Annotated in this window: 14 protein-coding genes and 1 tRNA gene; 10 read left to right on the top strand and 5 right to left on the bottom strand. The window is 61.3% G+C overall.

The window, feature by feature from the left end:
- The coding region (locus tag NW822_RS00270) for a CopD family protein (protein WP_414403125.1) at nucleotides 1-800 on the top strand (800 nt) is incomplete at its 5' end.
- Here NW822_RS00270 and NW822_RS00265 read toward each other — a convergent pair.
- Together NW822_RS00265 and NW822_RS00260 are read right to left on the bottom strand one after the other, a co-directional pair.
- Nucleotides 797-3637, bottom strand: a complete 2841-nt coding sequence (locus tag NW822_RS00265) for a tetratricopeptide repeat protein (RefSeq protein ID WP_414403124.1) — start codon at nucleotides 3635-3637, stop codon at nucleotides 797-799. The two genes, NW822_RS00270 and NW822_RS00265, sit on opposite strands and share 4 nt — an antisense overlap.
- 84 nt (nucleotides 3638-3721) lie before the next feature.
- Nucleotides 3722-4120, bottom strand: a complete 399-nt coding sequence (locus tag NW822_RS00260; RefSeq protein WP_414359581.1) for a DUF4346 domain-containing protein — start codon at nucleotides 4118-4120, stop codon at nucleotides 3722-3724.
- Between the two features lie 247 nt (nucleotides 4121-4367).
- Between NW822_RS00260 and NW822_RS00255 the strand changes: the two genes are divergently transcribed.
- From NW822_RS00255 to NW822_RS00215, 9 genes are all read left to right on the top strand, one after another.
- Entirely contained in the window at nucleotides 4368-5402 is a 1035-nt protein-coding gene (locus NW822_RS00255; protein WP_414403123.1) for an HD domain-containing phosphohydrolase, read from the top strand.
- A 34-nt stretch (nucleotides 5403-5436) separates the two neighbouring features.
- The gene (locus NW822_RS00250) at nucleotides 5437-5721 is read left to right on the top strand and encodes a YlxR family protein (protein WP_414403122.1); all 285 of its coding nucleotides are present in this window, start codon (nucleotides 5437-5439) and stop codon (nucleotides 5719-5721) included.
- A gap of 288 nt (nucleotides 5722-6009) precedes the next feature.
- The gene (gene infB / locus NW822_RS00245) at nucleotides 6010-9012 is read left to right on the top strand and encodes a translation initiation factor IF-2 (RefSeq protein ID WP_414403121.1); all 3003 of its coding nucleotides are present in this window, start codon (nucleotides 6010-6012) and stop codon (nucleotides 9010-9012) included.
- A gap of 87 nt (nucleotides 9013-9099) precedes the next feature.
- The gene (locus tag NW822_RS00240) at nucleotides 9100-10929 is read left to right on the top strand and encodes a proline--tRNA ligase (protein ID WP_414403120.1); all 1830 of its coding nucleotides are present in this window, start codon (nucleotides 9100-9102) and stop codon (nucleotides 10927-10929) included.
- A 47-nt stretch (nucleotides 10930-10976) separates the two neighbouring features.
- Nucleotides 10977-11048, top strand: a tRNA-Asn gene (locus NW822_RS00235).
- Between the two features lie 88 nt (nucleotides 11049-11136).
- The gene (locus NW822_RS00230; RefSeq protein WP_414360047.1) at nucleotides 11137-11655 is read left to right on the top strand and encodes an inorganic diphosphatase; all 519 of its coding nucleotides are present in this window, start codon (nucleotides 11137-11139) and stop codon (nucleotides 11653-11655) included.
- A gap of 115 nt (nucleotides 11656-11770) precedes the next feature.
- Nucleotides 11771-12520 carry a cytochrome c biogenesis protein CcdA gene (locus NW822_RS00225; RefSeq protein WP_414403119.1) on the top strand — a complete coding sequence of 250 codons (750 nt, stop codon included), beginning with the start codon at nucleotides 11771-11773 and terminating at the stop codon, nucleotides 12518-12520.
- A 63-nt stretch (nucleotides 12521-12583) separates the two neighbouring features.
- A complete protein-coding gene (locus tag NW822_RS00220; RefSeq protein ID WP_414403118.1) occupies nucleotides 12584-13978 on the top strand; it encodes a cytochrome c biogenesis protein in 1395 nt (464 codons plus the stop codon).
- Between the two features lie 42 nt (nucleotides 13979-14020).
- On the top strand, nucleotides 14021-15175 hold the full coding sequence (locus NW822_RS00215) for an FAD-binding oxidoreductase (RefSeq protein WP_414403117.1): 1155 nt from the start codon (nucleotides 14021-14023) through the stop codon (nucleotides 15173-15175).
- 125 nt (nucleotides 15176-15300) lie between these two features.
- On the opposite strand, the gene NW822_RS00210 is transcribed toward NW822_RS00215, so the two are convergent.
- The 3 genes from NW822_RS00210 to NW822_RS00200 all read right to left on the bottom strand — a co-directional run bounded on the left by NW822_RS00210 (nucleotide 15301) and on the right by NW822_RS00200 (nucleotide 17493).
- Complete coding sequence (locus tag NW822_RS00210) at nucleotides 15301-16434, bottom strand: NAD(P)/FAD-dependent oxidoreductase (protein ID WP_414403116.1); 1134 nt, start codon at nucleotides 16432-16434, stop codon at nucleotides 15301-15303.
- Nucleotides 16435-16464: 30 nt separating this feature from the next.
- Entirely contained in the window at nucleotides 16465-16611 is a 147-nt protein-coding gene (locus NW822_RS00205; protein WP_414359592.1) for a photosystem II protein Y, read from the bottom strand.
- 462 nt (nucleotides 16612-17073) lie between these two features.
- Nucleotides 17074-17493 carry a VOC family protein gene (locus tag NW822_RS00200; RefSeq protein ID WP_414359594.1) on the bottom strand — a complete coding sequence of 140 codons (420 nt, stop codon included), beginning with the start codon at nucleotides 17491-17493 and terminating at the stop codon, nucleotides 17074-17076.
- Nucleotides 17494-17623: the final 130 nt, after the last annotated feature.

The following is a 17623-nucleotide window of genomic DNA, read 5'->3' as shown; positions in this document are numbered from 1 at the left end:
CGTCCTTGCCCGCGCGCAGGTTGGCCGTGGGGGGGCTGCGTCTGGCGGGCTGGGGTTTTGGGTGGGGGGGGGTGGGGGCCCGGGAGCGCCTGCTAAGCCATTCGCGCCAGCGGGACGGAGTCCTTGAGTTGACTCCCCCCGCCGTAGGCCTCATCCAGCGGTTTTCCGACGTGGCCACCTGGGCCGTGCCGGGGCTGGTGCTGGCAGGGGTGGGAATGGGCGGGATCCACCGCGGCTGGGACTGGGCTCATCCCTACGGGCAGTACCTCTGGGCCAAGCTACTGCTGGTGCTGATGATCCTAGGGTTGGCCGCCCACAACAAGTTGCGGCTGCTGCCGGCGCTGCGGTCGGGGGTCTGGGCGGCGGCTCGATCCCTGCAGGGGATTGTCCGCCTGGAGTTGGTGGGGCTAGTTTTGGTGCTGGCCTTAACCAGCTTTCTAGTGGCCCAAGCCCCTCCTGAGCAAGGAGCAGAACTCCCCCGGGAGCCAGCCTGCCAAGCGACATTGGGCTGGCCAGAAGGCAGCCTCCGCCTGCAGATCCGACCCTGTCGCCCCGGCAACAACAAGGTGCAAGTGGAAGTCAAAGGGATCCCGGCCCAGGAGCTGAGCTTGGACTTTGACCTGCCCGCGCGTGGGATCCCGCCTTTGCGGCGCCAGGCCCTGCCGAAAGAACCTGGCCGGTTTGAGGTGGAAGAGGTCCTCTTGCCCTTGGCGGGAGAATGGCAGATCCGGGTAAGGCTGCTAGTGAGCGACTTCGAGGAGCGACGGGAGCAAGTTAGGCTTAGGGTGGGGGATCGCTAGGAGCTGCCTAGGGAGTGAGCCTCTTCTTCCCCAAGGCGACCTTGGTACCCCTGCAACTGGAGGGCAGTCTGGAAGTCCTGACAGGCTCCTTGCCAGTCACCAAGGGCAGCGCGGGCTAGGGCACGGTTGCAGTGGGCTTTGACATGGCTGGGATCCAGTTGGAGAACCTGCGTGTAGTCGCAAATAGCTGCCGCAAAGTCTCCCTGTTGGGCATAGGCCCAGCCGCGGTTGTTCAAGACCCAGAGGCGCGTTTGGGGATCCAGCTCCAGTTGCAGGAGCTGGGTATAGTCGGCCAGCGCGCTCTCGATCTCCCCCGCCTGATCCCAAAGGAGAGCCCGCCAGAAGAGGGCGTGGCGCTCCTGCGAATTCAAGAGCAGGGCCTGGGTGTAGTCGGCAATGGCCTGCCGTAGCCGGTTGGCCTGCCGGTGGAGATCCCCCCGCTGCCGGTAGGCGAGAGCCGCATCCGCCAGCCCCCAGTCGCAGTTGCAGCTCAAAGCTTGGTCAAGGTCAGCCAACGCCGCCTCCTTGTTGCCTAAAGCCAGATGTACCGCCGCCCGCAGGGCAAATCCCTGAGACGCCTGCGGCTGGGCTTGGATCAGGGCTGTGAAATCCGCCAGTGCTCCCTGCCAGTCTCCCAGCCGCTGCCGCGCCATACCTCGGTATAGATGGATACGGGCCATTAGATCCGGCCCACGCCGGCTCCCCGGCTGGCCTGCCCACTGCAGCGCCTGGGAGAAGTCCTCACAGGCTGCCGGCCAATCTTCTTGCTCAAAATGGATCTGGCCGCGGTCGAAGTAGAGCTGCGGGTTATGGGGATCCCGCTCTAGGGCAGCTGTGTAGTCCTGCAGCGCCGCCAAGGGATCCCCCAAAAGCCGGTGAACCTGGCCGCGGCTGCTGTAGGCCCTGGCATCGCTGGGATCCAAAGCAATGGCCTGGCTCAAGTCGGTCAGAGCCGCTTCCAGATGGCCCAGATTCAGATGAGCAATTCCGCGGTTGAGGTAGGCCTTGGCCAACTGGGGATCCAGCTCCAAGGCGCGGTTGAAGTCGGCTAAAGCGCCTGCCGGATCCCCCAACTCCTGGCGGGCCAGCCCCCGGTAGCAATAGGCCTGGGCTAGTGCAGGGTTAAGGCGGAGCGCCTGTTCACAGTCCGCCAGCGCTGCCTCTAGGGCGTTGTTGCTTAGGTGGGCCATAGCCCGCTGCAGATAGAGCTCCGCCTGCACTGCCACCTCTGCTCCAGAGCTTCCAGCAGCCTGTAGCGCAATGGCCTGAGAGAAATCCTCAATGGCCCCCTGGAGATCCCCCACCGCTTGCCGGGCCAGGCCGCGGCGGTAGTAGGCCTTGCTGTGACCGGGATCCAACTGCAGCGCCTGGGTGTAGTCCTCTATCGCTCCCTGGAAGTCCAGCAACTGCGCCCGCGCCACTCCCCGGTTAAAGTAGGCTTCGCCATCCTGCGGATCCCGCTTGAGGACTTCGGAGAAATCTGCCGCTGCCCCCTGGGCATCCCCCAGATGGCCGCGCACCACGCCGCGGTTAAAATAAGCCCGCACCTCCTCAGGGTTGAGCTCAAGGGCGCGGGAATAATCCTCAATCGCTTGCTGCGGCTGCTCAAGCTGCCGGTAGGCGTTGCCGCGGTTGTAGTAGGCCACTGCCCAGTGGGGATTGAGGCGGAGGGCGTGGGTATAATCGGCAACTGCCCCTTCATAGTCCCCTAGCCGGTAGCGGGCCAGGCCACGGTTGAAATAGGTGCGGGCCTCTCCCCCCGCCAGTTGAATGACGCGGGTGAAATCTTCAAATGCTCCTGCCCAGTCGCCAGTTTTGTAGCGGGCGCTGCCCCGCTGGCTGTAGGCGCGGCTATTCTGGGGATCCAGTTGAATGGCCAGGGTGTAGTCGGCAATCGCCCCTTGGAGATCCCCTTGGCGGGCTTTCTCTTGGCCACGGACCAAGAGGCGTGCTGCCAAAACCTGGTCCACCGAAAGATCAGAAGCCAGAGCTTCGTTGGAAACAGGCAGCAGGGGCCGCAGCGCCTCTAGCACCTCAGCCGCCGACTGAAAGCGCTCTTGCCAGCGGGGACAGATCATGCGATCCAAAATTGCCGCTAGCGCCTCGCTCACTGGGGCCAGATCCCGCCAAAGCAGCTGGCCAGTGCGCGGATCGTCTGGGATCTTGGTGGGGGGGCGCCCAGTCAGCGCCTGAATGGCCAGCACTCCGACCGAGTAGATGTCGCTACAGGGCTGCGGCTTGCCAGCAAGCTGTTCTGGGGCTATGTAGCCCACCGAGCCGATGACTGTTGCCAGCTGGGTTTGGCCAGGAGCCGGGCTGACCAACCGGCCCACCTCCTTCACCGCCCCAAAGTCAATCAACACCAACTTGCCGTCGGAGTCGCGGCGCATCAGGTTGGCTGGCTTGATGTCCCGATGCACGATTTGACGGGCATGGACATAGCGGAGGATCTCCAGGATCTCCCCCAGCAGTTTGACGACCTCCGCTTCGCTCAAGGGCTGGCCGGCCACCAGCTCTTGGCCGAGATCGTGGCCGGCAATGAACTCCTCGACTAAGTAGAACTCCTGATCCTGCTCGAAGTGGGCCAAGAGGCGGGGCACCCGGTCGTAGTGGTTGAGTTGGTTGAGAACTTTGGCTTCCCGTTCAAACAGCTTGCGAGCCGTGGCTAGGGTATGGGGATCCGTGGAGAGAGGGCGCAGGCGCTTAACTACGCAGGGGGTGTTGAAGGTGTCTCGATCCACCGCCTTGTAGGTAACCCCAAACCCCCCTTGCCCCAGAAGGCCGAGGATTTCGTAGCGCCCCCGCAGAAGGGTTCCCGGCTTAACCTTGTCGTCCATGGCCTAGCTCGCCCCGCTGTGATCTTGGTCACGGCAAGCTGGCTCGATTCTGCCACAAGCTGCTCGCCTGCAGCGAGTTTGCCCTTAGTCCTGCACGTACTCTTCGCCGGAGATTAGGGCTGCTTCTGCCTTCTGGAACTCCCGTCCCAGGTAGGCAGCGTGGCTAAGCTGGGAGACGACCTTCTCGCTTTCTTTTTCAAAGATCTGGACACACAACTCCTTGGCCGTCCGCCCAACGTACACCCGCTGTGGGGAGCGATTGACTGGCCCCCGCGCTGGGATTACCGCCCCCGTCTCCGGGTCGGTGGCCAGCCCCCGCTCGTTGATCACGGTGCTGTAGTACTTGGCGCAAATGAGCTGCTGCTGCCGATCAATGTAGATAACAAAGTAGCCTGCCGGATCGAGCTCTAGGGGTCGGCGGGAAAGCTGGTCATCGATGCGGCGCACCTGCTCCCGCAAAGACTCAGAGGAAAAAGACGACATGGTAAAGTTGCCAAGAAGCCAACAAAACGGGTGTCAACGTAGCCAAGACTACCTTCATTATCCCTATTGTGGCCGAGAGAGGGGATCCCTGGAGAGTTGATTGCTGTAGAAAAAGCCCCCTTGTTGGCCAGGGTTTTGGTTAAGCAATTGGCGGCGGCTGAAAGCAAGTTCAGTGGAAAGGCGGATGCTTGCCAGGGGGAGCTGAGATTACGCTGAAGGCGGTAAGCAAGGGAGAGTCTTTGCTAAGATGCAGTCCGCCCAAGCTGAGAGAACCGTGGGGGTTGGGATCCCTGAGATAACACCTTCTGGAGAGCAGGAGCCGGCGGGCCATCTCCTCATCGTGGACGATCAGCCCCACAGTCGCCTGTTGCTGGGGGATCTGTTGGAGAGCATTGGCTATCGCGTCAGCGAGGCGGAAAACGGCCAGCAAGCCCTGCAGATGCTGCCAAGCTTGCAGCCGGATCTGGTCCTGTTGGATGTGATGATGCCGGGGTTGGACGGATTCGAGGTCTGTCGGCGCATCAAGGCTGATGAAGAGACCCGCTTAATCCCGGTGGTGTTGATTACAGCGGCCAGCGACCGCAAAAATCGCCTGCGCGGTATTGAAGCTGGAGCCGATGACTTCCTGAGCAAGCCCTTTGATGAGGCGGAATTGCTGGCGCGGGTGCGGTCCCTCGTTTACCAAAAGCACCTCAATGAAGACCTGGATCATGCTGCCCAGGTTTTATTTGCCATTGCCCGCAGCGTAGAAAGCCGGGATCCCATCACCGGGGATCACTGTGAGCGTCTGGCACAACTGGCCAAGGGCTTCGGCGAGTTTCTCCAGCTACCCCGTCCCTTGATCAAAGCGCTGACCTGGGGAGCCTACCTGCACGACATCGGCAAAGTGGGCATACCCGACGCCATTTTGAGCAAAACGGGCAAGCACACGCCGGAAGAGTGGGAGGTGATGAAATCCCACGTCTTGATCGGGGAGGAGATCTGCCGCCCGCTGCGCACCATGAAGGATGTGCTGCCCCTCATCCGCCACCACCACGAGCGCTGGGACGGCAGCGGCTATCCCGATGGCCTCAAGGGAGAAGAGATCCCACTCGTGGCCCGCATCTTCCAGATTGTGGACATCTACGACGCCCTTACCTCGGAGCGGCCTTACAAGCGAGCCTTCACTGTCCAAGAAGCCATGGACATCCTACAGGAAGAAACGGCCAAGGGCTGGCGGGATCCCTACTTAGTGGAGCGTTTCTTTGAGTTTTTGCGGTCACGGCTGCCCCAGTTGGAGTAGGCTGGGGTAGGTAGGCCCTTCAAGACAAGATCCTTTGGTTAGCAGGGATCCTCTACGGCGCTGTGTAGGCTGTCGCCAACTGTTTCCCCGCTCCCAGTTGTGGCGGCTAGTTAGGCAATACGGTACTCACCAGGTGCTTTTGAACCAGGGTATGGGGCGTTCTGCCTACCTGTGTCGCCGGCTAGACTGTCTACAGGCGGCGCGGCGGAGGCAGCAGCTGAGCAAAGCTCTCAAGGCTCCGGTGCCAGACTCGCTGTGGCAGCTGCTGGAGCAGGAATTGGCAGAAGGCCGACAAGAGACATCAGATGCAAAAGGCTGAGTCTCAAAAGCTCTGCCAGCAGCTAGGGTATTGCTTTACCCCCCTGCCAACTACACGGCAACCCCTCTTAGTTGTCAAAATGGGGTTGGGTGAGGTCAGCTACAGCCACCCTCTAGGGACTACAGAAGAGTTATTCTAAAAAGGCGCTGTTGGTGTTGGTTCCTGCCCCCGTTGGACTTCGCTTCCCCCTAGGATCTTCAAGACTGTCCCCTATGCCGGGAGAAACGCCCGCCTAGATGATTCAAGCGTAAAACTAACGAGGAGATAGGAGCAGAGGCGAGCAGAGGAATGACCGACAAAGTTCGACTTTACGACATTGCCCGCGAACTGGGACGTGACAATCGCGAGGTGCTAGAGGCTTGTGAGCAGTTGGGGATCCCTTTCAAGAGCCATAGCAGCACCATTTCCCTAGAGCAAGCCGAGTTGGTGCGTAGCAAACTGGGCGGATCCCCCAGTGGGAAACCGCCTCGCCCGCGGACCAAGTCCCAAGGAAGCTCGCCAGCAGAGGCATCGGCAGAAGCCAAAGCCAGTGAGCGCTCTCAGGCTATTGTCGGCATTCGCCGGCCTGCTCCTGCTCAGCAGCCAGCTACCCCTAGGGAGGCCAGCTCTCCCAAACCGCTGTTGCAGCGACCAGAGCGCCTCCCCCCTGCTAAAGAGGCTTCTGCGGCCAGCCCCGAACGAATAGGCCCGCCGCGGCAACAGGCTACTCCCGCAGGAGAGACCAAGCCACAGCTAGCGGCCCCTCCAGCTCGACCTGAACCTAGTGGAGCCAAAGCAGCCAGCGCCGAGACCAGCCCTGCTCCGGTGGTTAAGCGCCTGGTGGTGCTTCCCCCTCCTCAGCGGGTTACTCCCCCTCCTCATCCCGCAGAAGCAAAGGCTCCTCCGCCGCAAAGACCGCGTCCCCAACTGGTGGGCCCACCTGTTCGCCCTGCCAGTCATCCCGAGCCCCAGCCAGCAGCCCTCAAAAAGGCAGACAGCCCCAGTAAAGCCGAGGAGGCTCCTCGGTCCCAGCCGCGGTTGGAGTTGGTAGGGCCTCCCATCCGTCCTGCCGCTAAAACAGTTCCCCCCGAGCCAGAGCCTTCTCCCCGCTTGCCCGAAGCGATCCCTGGAGAACGCTCTACTCCCGTGCTGGCCGAGGCTCCCGTGCGGCCTGCCCCATCCAAAGTCAAGCGCAAAGCAGTGGAAGAAGAGGAAGATGAGGAGCTACAAGCCCTAGAACGGCGATCCAGCCGCACTCAGGCCGAGCGCAAGCGCAAACGCAGACGCGAGGAGGGAGACGGAGACGGCTTGCTGGACTTGGATTCCCTGGCCGTGAGCTCCACCGTCAAGCAAGCGCAGCTAAACGCTATCCAGCCCTTGCCGCGTCCCGCTGCCAAGCCCCCTGCGCAGCGTCCACCAGCAGCGGTTGTCTCGACCCCGCGCCCTCGGCCAGCGGCTGACCCCTCCCCGCAGCCCTCAACCCCTGCTCAAGCCAGCCCTCCAGAAGAAACGGTGGAATTGCTGCCCCAAGAGAAGGTTCTGGTTCTCGAAGGCAGCCTCAGTGTGCAGGAACTGGCCCAGCGCCTGCGGGTGTCGGAAACAGAGATCATCAAAACCCTCTTCTTTAAGGGGGTGAAGGTAACCATCAACCAGGTTTTAGACGAGTCGCTGGCTGAAACGGTGGCCAAAGAGTTGGGCTATGAGGTTCGTCGGCCAGAGACAGAGCCCAAAGTCAAGAAAAGCGAGATGCTTGAGCTGGAGGACATTGACCACCTGGTGTCCCGTCCGCCAGTGGTAACCATCATGGGCCACGTGGATCATGGCAAAACCACTTTGCTCGATGCCATCCGCCAAACCAATGTGGCCCAGCACGAAGCAGGTGGGATCACCCAGCGCATTGGTGCCTACCACGTGGACGTAGACTTTGAAGGCCAGAAGCGGCGCATTGTTTTTCTGGATACTCCTGGCCACCAGGCCTTCACGGCCATGCGCGCCCGCGGTGCCAGCGTCACTGACATTGCTGTCTTAGTGGTGGCTGCCGACGATGGGGTGCAGCCGCAGACGCTGGAGGCCATTAGCCATGCACGGGCAGCCCACGTACCCATCATCGTGGCCATCAACAAGATTGACAAGCCCGGCAGCCAGCCGGAGCGCGTCAAGCAGCAGTTGGCAGAGCATGGGCTGGTGCCGGAGGAGTGGGGTGGCGACACGCCCATGGTGGAGGTCAGCGCTCTTACCCGCCGCAACCTAGACGCGCTGCTAGAGATGATCCTGTTGGTGGCGGATGTGGCCGAGCTGCAGGCCAATCCCAACCGGCCCGCCCGCGGCACTGTGATCGAAGCCCACTTGGACAAAGCGCGGGGACCCGTGGCCACTTTGTTGGTGCAAAACGGCACCCTGCGGGTGGGGGATACGCTGGTGGCTGGAGCCGTGTTTGGCCGCGTCAAGGCCATGATGGACGACCGTGGCCAACGGCTGCAGGAGGCCGGGCCCTCTTCAGCGGTGCAACTGCTGGGCTTGGAAGAGGTGCCGGCGGCAGGGGATGAGTTTCAGGTCTATGGCGATGAGAAGGAAGCACGCCGCGTTGCTGAGGAGCGGGCGGAGGCCCTGCGGCAAAGCCGTTTGCAACAGGCGTTGCTCTCTCGTCGCGTCAGCTTGACTAGCATTTCTGCCAAAGCCCAGGAAGGCCAGCTCAAAGAGTTGAACCTAATCATCAAAACAGACGTCCAGGGCTCCGCCGAGGCCATCCAGACGGCCCTGCAGGATTTGCCGCAAGAGGAAGTGCGCTTGCGGGTTCTTCTGGCAGCTCCTGGGGAGATTACAGAGACTGACGTGGATTTGGCAGCAGCCAGCGACGCCATTATCTTGGGCTTTAACACCACCTTCGCCCCCGGCGCGCGGCGAGCTGCCGACGAGAAAGGGGTCGATGTGCGCGAATACAACATTATCTACAACCTGCTGGATGACCTGCGGGCAGCCATGGAGGGCTTGCTGGAGCCAGAAGAGGTGGAGGAGCTGCTGGGCCAAGCGGAAGTGCGCAAAGTCATCCCCATCAGCCGCGGCACCGTGGCTGGCAGCTACGTGCTCTCCGGCAAAGTGCAGCGCAACGCCCTGGTGCGGGTTCGCCGCAAGGGAGAAGTGGTCTACGAGGGACGCCTCGACTCTCTCAAACGCTTCAAGGACGACGTGCGGGAGGTGGCTGCTGGTTTCGAGTGTGGGATCGGTATTGAGAAGTTCGATGCCTGGCAGGAAGGGGACATTATCGAGGTCTACCAAATGGTTACCAAGCGGCGGACCCTAGCTCCCGCCTAGTCAATTTGGGCGGCCTAGAGGCCGAGGGATCCCGGTTGAGGGGAGCCCGAGGAGGGGTTTTCTCCAGAACACAAGTGGAGAGGAGGAATGCAACGGAGCCAGCGATTGAGTCAGATGTTGTTTGTAACCCTGCGGGAGGATCCTGCTGAAGCAGAGCTGCCCAGCCACAAGCTGCTGCTGCGAGGCGGTTTTATCCGGCGGCTCTCCCCAGGGATCTACACCTATCTGCCCCTGCTGTGGCGGGTGCTGCAGAAGATCTCGGGCATTGTCCGGGAGGAGATGAACGCCATTGGGGCTCAGGAGTGTCTTTTGCCCCAGTTGCAGCCGGCAGAGATCTGGCGGGAATCGGGCCGCTGGGAGGTGTATACCCAGGCAGAAGGGATCATGTTCGCCCTCAAAGACCGACAGGGACGCGAGCAGGCCCTGGGCCCCACCCACGAAGAGGTAATCACCCTGCTGGCGCGGGATCTCATCCGCTCCTATCGCCAGTTGCCGCAAATCCTCTATCAAATCCAGACCAAGTTCCGCGACGAGATTCGACCCCGCTTTGGCCTGCTGCGGGGGCGGGAATTCCTCATGAAGGACGCCTACTCCTTCCACGCCAATGAGGAAAGCCTGCGCCAGACCTACCAGGACATGTACCGCGCCTACTGCCGCATCCTGCGCCGCTGCGGGCTGCAGTTTCGTGTAGTGGAGGCCGACGCCGGCGCCATTGGCGGACCCTCGGCAATGTCCCAGGAGTTCATGGTGCTGGCTTCTGCCGGAGAGGATGAGATCCTCTACACCCCCGATGGCTCCTACGCTGCCAATGTGGAGAAAGCCGTCTCCCTTCCACCGCCAGCGGCAGCGTCTCCCTACACCACCTTCCAGGTTCTGGATACCCCGGGAACGGAAACCATTGAGAAACTGGCTGCTTTCTTGAAGATCTCCCCCACCCTAATTGTTAAGAATGTGCTCTACCAGGCCCTCTACGACAACGGCCGGCGGGTAGTGGTCTTGCTGAGCATCCGCGGGGATCAAGAAGTCAATGAGGTGAAGTTGGCCAACCACCTCAACCGTCTGGCGGAGCGCTACCAAGCCAACAAGCTGCTTAAACTAACCTTGGCGGATGCTGAGATCCAAAAAAGCTGGCAAGGGGATCCCGTGCCCGTGGGATACATTGCCCCTGACCTGCCCGATAGCTGCCTCGGGGGGCAGGAACACTTTGCCCCCCAGATTCTGCGCCTAGTTGACCAGACGGCAGCCACGCTGAAAAACTTTGTAACCGGCAGCAACCAGGTGGGGCGGCACGTGGTGGGGGCCAACTGGGGTGAGCAGTACCCCTTGCCAGAGGTGGTTGATGTGCGCAAAGCCCAGGCGGGGGATCGCTGTCTGCTCAACCCTGAGCAGGTTCTCCAGGGAGCCCGCGGCATTGAGGTCGGCCATATCTTCCAGTTGGGCCTTAAGTTCTCGCTGCCAATGCGGGCTACCTTTACCAACGAAAACGGCCTTGAGCAGCCGCTGTGGATGGGCTGCTATGGCATTGGGGTGTCGCGGCTAGCCCAGGCGGCGGTGGAACAGTCCCACGATGCCAACGGCATCATCTGGCCAGTGGCCATTGCCCCCTACCACGTGGTGGTGGTGGTGCCCAACACTTCTGATCCAGAGCAGATGCAGGTGGCGGAAAAATTGGTGCAGGAGCTGGACGCTGCCGGTATTGAAACCCTCTGGGACGACCGGGATGAGCGAGCGGGCGTCAAGTTTAAAGATGCCGATCTCATTGGGATCCCCTATCGCCTAACCACGGGACGCAGTCTCAAGCAGGGCAAGGTAGAACTGGCGGAACGGGCCACTGGTCAGGCTGTGGACATTCCCCTCGAAGCTGTGGTGCCTACCCTGAAAGAACGCCTTGCCACTGCCTTGGCAGTGGCCGGCTGAGGAGTTGCTTTGCAGCTCTTTTTTTCCTATGATGGGGTATATCTCGATCCTCGGTAGCTCAGCGGTAGAGCGGTCGGCTGTTAACCGATTGGTCGCAAGTTCGAATCTTGCCCGAGGAGCTTGCCTTGGCTACTTGACATCCCCCCCTGGGAGCTATAATGCCCTCTGGCCATTTTTGCGTCACGTATTCCGAGGGTATTGACTGTGATTGACCTGTCGCGGATCCCTGCCCAACCCAAGCCAGGCCTGCTTAACCTCCTAATTGAGATCCCTGGCGGCAGCAAGAACAAGTACGAGTTTGACAAGGACATGGGCGTGATGGCCCTAGACCGGGTGCTCTACTCTTCGGTGCAGTACCCCTACGACTACGGCTTTGTGCCCAACACGCGGGCAGGGGACGGGGATCCCTTAGATGGCCTAGTCATCATGGATCAGCCCACCTTTCCGGGGTGTGTGATTGCGGTGCGACCGCTGGGCATGCTGCAGATGATTGACGCAGGGGAGCCGGATGAGAAGTTGCTGTGCGTGCCTGCTAAGGATCCTCGCTATGCTTCCGTAACCAAGCTGGAAGATATTGCCCAGCACCGCCTGGACGAGATTGCCGAGTTTTTTGCCACCTACAAGCGCCTAGAGAAGAAAGAAACCCAGATCTTGGGCTGGAAAGGTCTGGCCGAAACCGAGGCAGTGATTGCCAGCAGCATTGCCGCCTACCAACAGTCCAAGTAGCTCCCCAGCTTTTCTAGACTGGAGCGCGCCGCTAGGGGTGCTGGCCAGTTGGCGCTCAGCTGCCCTGGAGGGGGCTCCTTGAGCTAGCCTAGGTTTGGACTCGACGGCTTTTGCTATGGTGGATACCCTTCAGCTTTGGCTCTACCACTTAGAGCAGTGGGCAGCGGAGCTGGTCCAAGGGCAACTGCAGCACCTCTCTCCCCTGAGCTGGCTGGCAGTGGGCCTGGCAGGTCTGGTTACCAGCCTTTCTCCCTGTATGCTCTCTATGTTGCCGGTAACCATTGGCTACATCGGCGGCTACACCCCTACTACCCCCGCTGCTGCCGGAGCAGTGCGCCGGCAAGTTTGGGTGCAGTCCCTAGGCTTTGCGGTTGGTGTGGCTTTGACCCTCAGCGGGCTGGGCTTGGGAGCAGCTTTGCTAGGCCGGGTTTACGGACAAACCACCGCCTTTGGATCCTTAGTGGCGGGAGGGATCGCCATCCTCATGGGGCTGAACCTGCTGGAAGTTGTCCCCTTGCGCTTCCCCGATTGGTTTAACCGGTTGGAGATCCCTGGCGATTGGCCTGGGCTGGGCCGGTCAGTGGTGCTGGGATCCACCTTTGGCCTGCTGGCCTCTCCCTGCAGCACACCGGTTTTGGTGGCCCTGCTGGGCTGGGTCTCCACCACGGGGCAGCCCTGGGTTGGGGGCGGGCTGCTGCTGGCCTATGCGCTGGGGCTGGTCTCGCCGCTGCTGGTGGCCGGGGTGTTCACTGGCTCCATTAAGCAACTGTTGGCCCTGCGGCGCTGGTCGGGCTGGTTCACCTATGCCAGTGGCGGGGTGTTGGTGGGCTTTGGCACCCTGACGATCCTCTCCGCGTGGGCCTAAGGGAACAGGCTAAGATGGGGCTGCCCTGAGAGGGGCATCCAAGTCTTGAGCTAACAACTTCCCATGGTTATCCATCCTCTGCCGCTGTTGCGGCGGTATTTTCGCCATGAGCTGCTGCCGCTGCTGGCGGATCTGCGCCTGGCCATCGGTCTTCTCTTGGCGATTGCCCTTTTGAGTGCTGTCGGCACGGTGATTGAGCAAGAGGAGACGGTGGCCTTCTACCAGGCTCACTATCCTGAGCATCCGGCCCTGTTTGGCTTTCTCACCTGGCGGCTGATCCTCCAGCTGGGGTTGGATCACGTCTATCGCACCCCTTGGTTTCTGGCCCTGTTGATCCTGTTTGGCAGCAGCCTGGCCGCCTGTTCTTTCACGCGCCAGTGGCCGATGCTCAAGGTGGCCCGCCGCTGGAGCTACCTCACCCGTCCTTCCTCCTTCCAGCGGCTGCCCTTTTGGGCCTATCTGCCCCAACACTCCCTAGAGGGGCTGCCGCAGCGGCTGCGCCAACGGGGTTATGCGGTGTTTCAGGAGGGATCCCGGCTCTACGCCCGCAAGGGGCTAATCGGGCGGTTTGGCCCCATCGTGGTGCACGTCAGCCTGCTGCTGATCCTGTTGGGGGCTATCTGGGGCAGCCTCGGGGGCTTTAAGGCGCAGGAGCTGATTCCCAGCGGTGGGGTTGCCGCCATTGAACATGTAACCGGGGCAGGGGATCTGGCTCGTCTGCCCACCTGGCAAATTCGGGTTAACCGCTTCTGGATTGACTATGCTCCCGACGGACGGGTAAAGCAGTTTTACTCTGACCTCTCGATTCTAGAGGGCGGCCAGGAGGTCAAGCGTCAGACCATCTCTGTCAACCATCCCCTCTCCTACCGCGGCGTAACCCTCTACCAAGCCGACTGGGGCATCGACAGCATTCGCATCCGCCTTAACAACAGCCCCTCCTTTCAAATTCCAGTGGTGCCGGTGCCCACCCAGACAGGCAGCAAGCTCTGGGGCGCTTTTGTGCCCACCCGACCGGATCTCAGCGAGGGCTTGACGCTGTTGTTGCCGGATTTGCAGGGGACGGCCCTGCTCTACGACACCCAGGGCCAGTGGGTAGGATCCCTGCGCCAGGGCATGAGCCTGGCCCTTGATGAAGTGGCTCCGCAGCGCTTTCCCAAACGCCTTACCCTGCACCTAGACGAGGTTATCGGCGCCACCGGCCTGCAAATGAAATCGGATCCAGGGATCCCGCTTGTCTACCTCGGCTTTGGGCTGCTGATGCTGGGGGTGGTGATGAGCTATTTCAGCTACAGCCAAGTTTGGGCTCTGGAGACGGAAGCAGGGCTTTACCTGGGGGGCAAAACCAACCGCGCCCTGGTGACCTTCGAGCGGGAGTTTGCCTGCCTAGTGGAGCAGCAAAGACTTTCCTCCTTCCCTTCTAGGGAGAAAGAACCTTGCTCTATCGAGGCCAACGGCTAGGCTCTCTACCTGCAAACAAGCTTAGGAAGTTTTGGGGCAACTATGGCTTTTTCTCCTGCGCTAGCCACCTTTCTTTCTAGCCAGGCCGCTCCTATTCCCATCCAAACTCCCTCGACAGTCGCGGAACTGGCTCGGCTCCTCAAGGAGTGCCAGGGGCAGAAGGTCTTGCCGCTGGGGCAGGGGAGCAAGTGGGGATGGGCTCCTCGCTTGGAGGCTGTGGATCTTATCCTCAGTACCCGTGGGCTGTGCCGCCTCATTGACCACGCAGCTGCCGACCTAACGGCGACGGTGGAGGCCGGTATGACCCTGGCGGAGCTACAGGCCATCTTGGCCGAGCGAGGACAATGGTGGCCGGTGGACCCGCTTTATCCCGACTGGGCGACGGTGGGCGGCGTTATCGCCACTGCCGATACGGGCTCGCTGCGCTGGCGCTACGGTAGCATTGGCGACCTAGTGCTGGGCATTACTTGGGTGCGGGCCGATGGGAAGGTGGCTAAGGCGGGCGGGCGGGTGGTCAAGAATGTGGCCGGCTACAACTTGACAAGACTATTTGCCGGATCCCTGGGCAGCTTGGGGATCCTGACGCAGGTAACCCTGCGGCTCTATCCCCTTCCCGCGGCCCAAGCAACTTTGCTGGCTGCAGGGGCGCTGCCGGATTTGGAAACCCTAGCTCGGCAGGTCCTGAGTGCGCCAGTCAGTCCGGTGGGGGTGGATCTCTGGCTGGGGGCAGGGGGATCCCAGCTCTGGATCCATTTCCACGGCTCCGAGCGGGGAATTGCCCACCAGATGACCCAGGTGCAACAGCTAGCTCCAGCAGGATTGAGCTGGCAGGAGGCAAGACCGGGGGCTCTGCCTCTGCCCTCACCCCGCTTGGGGATGGTGTTGGCCAAGTTCGGCTGCTTGCCCAGCCAAAGCCTGGCGACTCTGGAGCAGTTCCAATCCCTTTTCCCTAACGCTCAGGTGCAACTGCATCGCGGCTGCGGGTTGGGGCGAGCCTGGATCCCTCAAGCAGAGAGGGGATCCCTGCTGCAGCTGCAGCGCTATCTCCAGGCGGCGGGGGGGTTTCTCGTACTTTTGGAAGCGCCAGCCGATCTAAAGACAGCTTTAGCCCCCGACTTTGGCCCCACGGCAACCCTAATGCACAAGCTAAAGCAGCAGTTTGACCCCGCTGGGATTTTCAGCCCCCGCTTCCTGTAACACCCTCCCCCCCTCCTGCTAACGCCTAGAGTGCGGGCTTCTTGCTTCAACGGGATAGACTCCCACCGCAGGGTTGTACCCGGTGGCCACGATCCCTGCGCCCCCCACAGCTCCACCAGGACTGCCTAGGGACGCCCTTCCGAGGGGAGGCGGGGAGGGATCCCTAACATTTGCAGCAAGGTTCTAGCCGCATCTTGGCCAGACAGCCAGGCACCTTCTACGCGCCCTCCAGCACACCAATCGCCGCTGCACACCAGGGGTAGTCCCTTGCCAGAGCCAGTGGGAATGTAGGTGCCAAGGCTAGCAAGACCTATTGCCTCCACCGGAAAAGCGTAGCGCCAGCGATGAACTTGGATCCACTGCGGCGAGGCCAGCCAGGATCCCAAGCGCTGGGCAGCATGGGCCAGCAGCTCTCGACCAGCCTTTTCCAGCTCCGCAGGCGCGGCCTCAAGATACAGCGACGACCACTCCGCTCCCCCTTGCAAGACCACTAGCGGCGGCAGAGGCTGTGGCCGCTTGCTGCTGTCTAGGGCCACCCAGGCTAGGAGGGGATCGTCCAAACCCTTGATCCCCTTCCAGGGGGGCAGCGGCGTGTTTTCGGCGTAGCTGGCCAACACAGCAATGCAAGGCTGGTAGGCAGCCGCTTCCAAAAGGGACAACAGGTTATCCCCTGGAGAAATCTTTCCCCGCAGCAAAAGCAGTACCTGGGGAGCAGGAATGGCCATCACCAGGGCAGCAGCCTCGTAGCACTGGCCATTTTCGGCTTGCACTTGCCAGGTCGTTGCCTGGGGCTCGAGGCCAACCACTTGAGTTTGGGTGTGAACGGCCAGGGGAGCAGCCAGCTGCTTGGCCAGCGCCGTCATACCCTGGGGACAGGCATAGCGCGGCTTCTCCTCGTTGGCACTTTCTGGGCGCAGCCCTTGGTGATCCAGCAGATGCAAGGAGCGGGTCCACTCCCTCAGCAGTCCCAAGCCCAGGAGCTCCTTGAGCCAACGATAGAAACCATCAGAGTCGGCAGTCAGGTACTGCGCTCCATGATCCACAGGCACCGTCTGACCGGCGTGCTGAACCCGTCGAGTGGCCATACGCCCGCCAAGGCCCGCCGATTTCTCAAGTACCAGAACCTGCAGGCCTGCCCGCAGCAGCTGCCGCGCACAGGTCAAGCCGGCTACCCCTGCTCCGACAACAATGACATCTGCCGACTTCCTGTCAGCCTGCTCAGACGGTGACCCTGCTTCTGGGGGATTGGCGTCTGACATACAGGGACTCTAGCGGCTGCCAACGGATCCTTAGCTGTTGCTCTTGCCAAAGGGGTTGTTGCCCCTCTCGCCAAAGAGCTTGGCTTCCCCCTTGAGGGCAGCCTTGATGATGTTGTAAGCGGCCCAGCTTACTGCTAGAGCAACTGGCGCCAGAATGATGAGGGGGCGGAGATCCATCTCCATAGGCTTCCTTCTCTCCAAGGGCGACACAGCGGGGTAACTTGGTAGCCCCGTACTGAGGGCTCCGCGCCGCTAACGCGAGTAGTGCGGAGGGGGACGTAGTCCTTGAGCGACTTGAGTCGCTCGCCAATGCTATAACAACTATAACCCTAAGCAAGCACCCACCCCGGTGGAAGACCCGAACACTGCGGTAAGTCAACTTTGAGACTTGGTTCCAAGGGACGGTCTAGGGGCGTCTTGACAGCGCCTTTGCAAGTTTGTCTGCAGACTGCGTAAGAATCCCCCGACTTTACTCAGGGGAGTGTCAAGACTCCGGAAAAGGGACTACGTCATCGTTAGGGGTCAACTTGTTGCTACCCTAGACCTGGGGAATGTCGCCCTTGGCAAGTTGCGCTTGCCGGGGTGCCCCTTGTTTCTAGCAGCAAGCCCCCAAGAGCTTGCGGGATCCTAGAGTCAAGCTCAATCCTCTTTGGCTCCTGGGGATCCCTGCCGACGAATGAGCTCGATTGGCAAGCCATCGGGATCGGCGATGAAGGCCACTTCGTAGGTTTGAGACCCAATTTTCTGGCATTGGGGCGGCAGCAGCAAGATCAGGGGCACTCGCGCTTGTAAGTGTTCTAGATAGTCAGCCAGAGATCCCCATTCGGGGCCCACCTCAAAGGAGGGGTGGTAGTAACCCACATAGTGGGGATCCCCGAAGGGATCGGGGGCAGGGTAGGGCTGGGGTACCTGAATGAGCTCCAGACGGCCCCAGGGGCCGCCCATCCAGCAGGCCAAGGTGCTGCCGATGGTAAACCGTTCTTCTACCCCAAAGCCTAGCCCTTCGTAGAAGGCCATGGAGCGGAAGATATCGGCAGTGCGAATCGAAAAGTGGTGCATTGTCAGGATGGAGTATCAGCAGAAGGCAAAGCGAGAGCCGCTAGTCAAGCGGAGACAGACTTGCTACGCTCCTGAGAAGTAGTCCCTGATTCTTGAGCCACTCTTCCAGTGTGCCGCAACAGCATCGGTT

The sequence above is a fragment of the Synechococcus sp. H70.2 genome (assembly GCF_047462275.1).
Classification (GTDB): Bacteria; Cyanobacteriota; Cyanobacteriia; order Thermostichales; family Thermostichaceae; genus Thermostichus.
The sequence above is the reverse complement of the archived record's forward strand: the minus strand, read 5'-3'. Positions and strand labels throughout refer to the sequence as shown.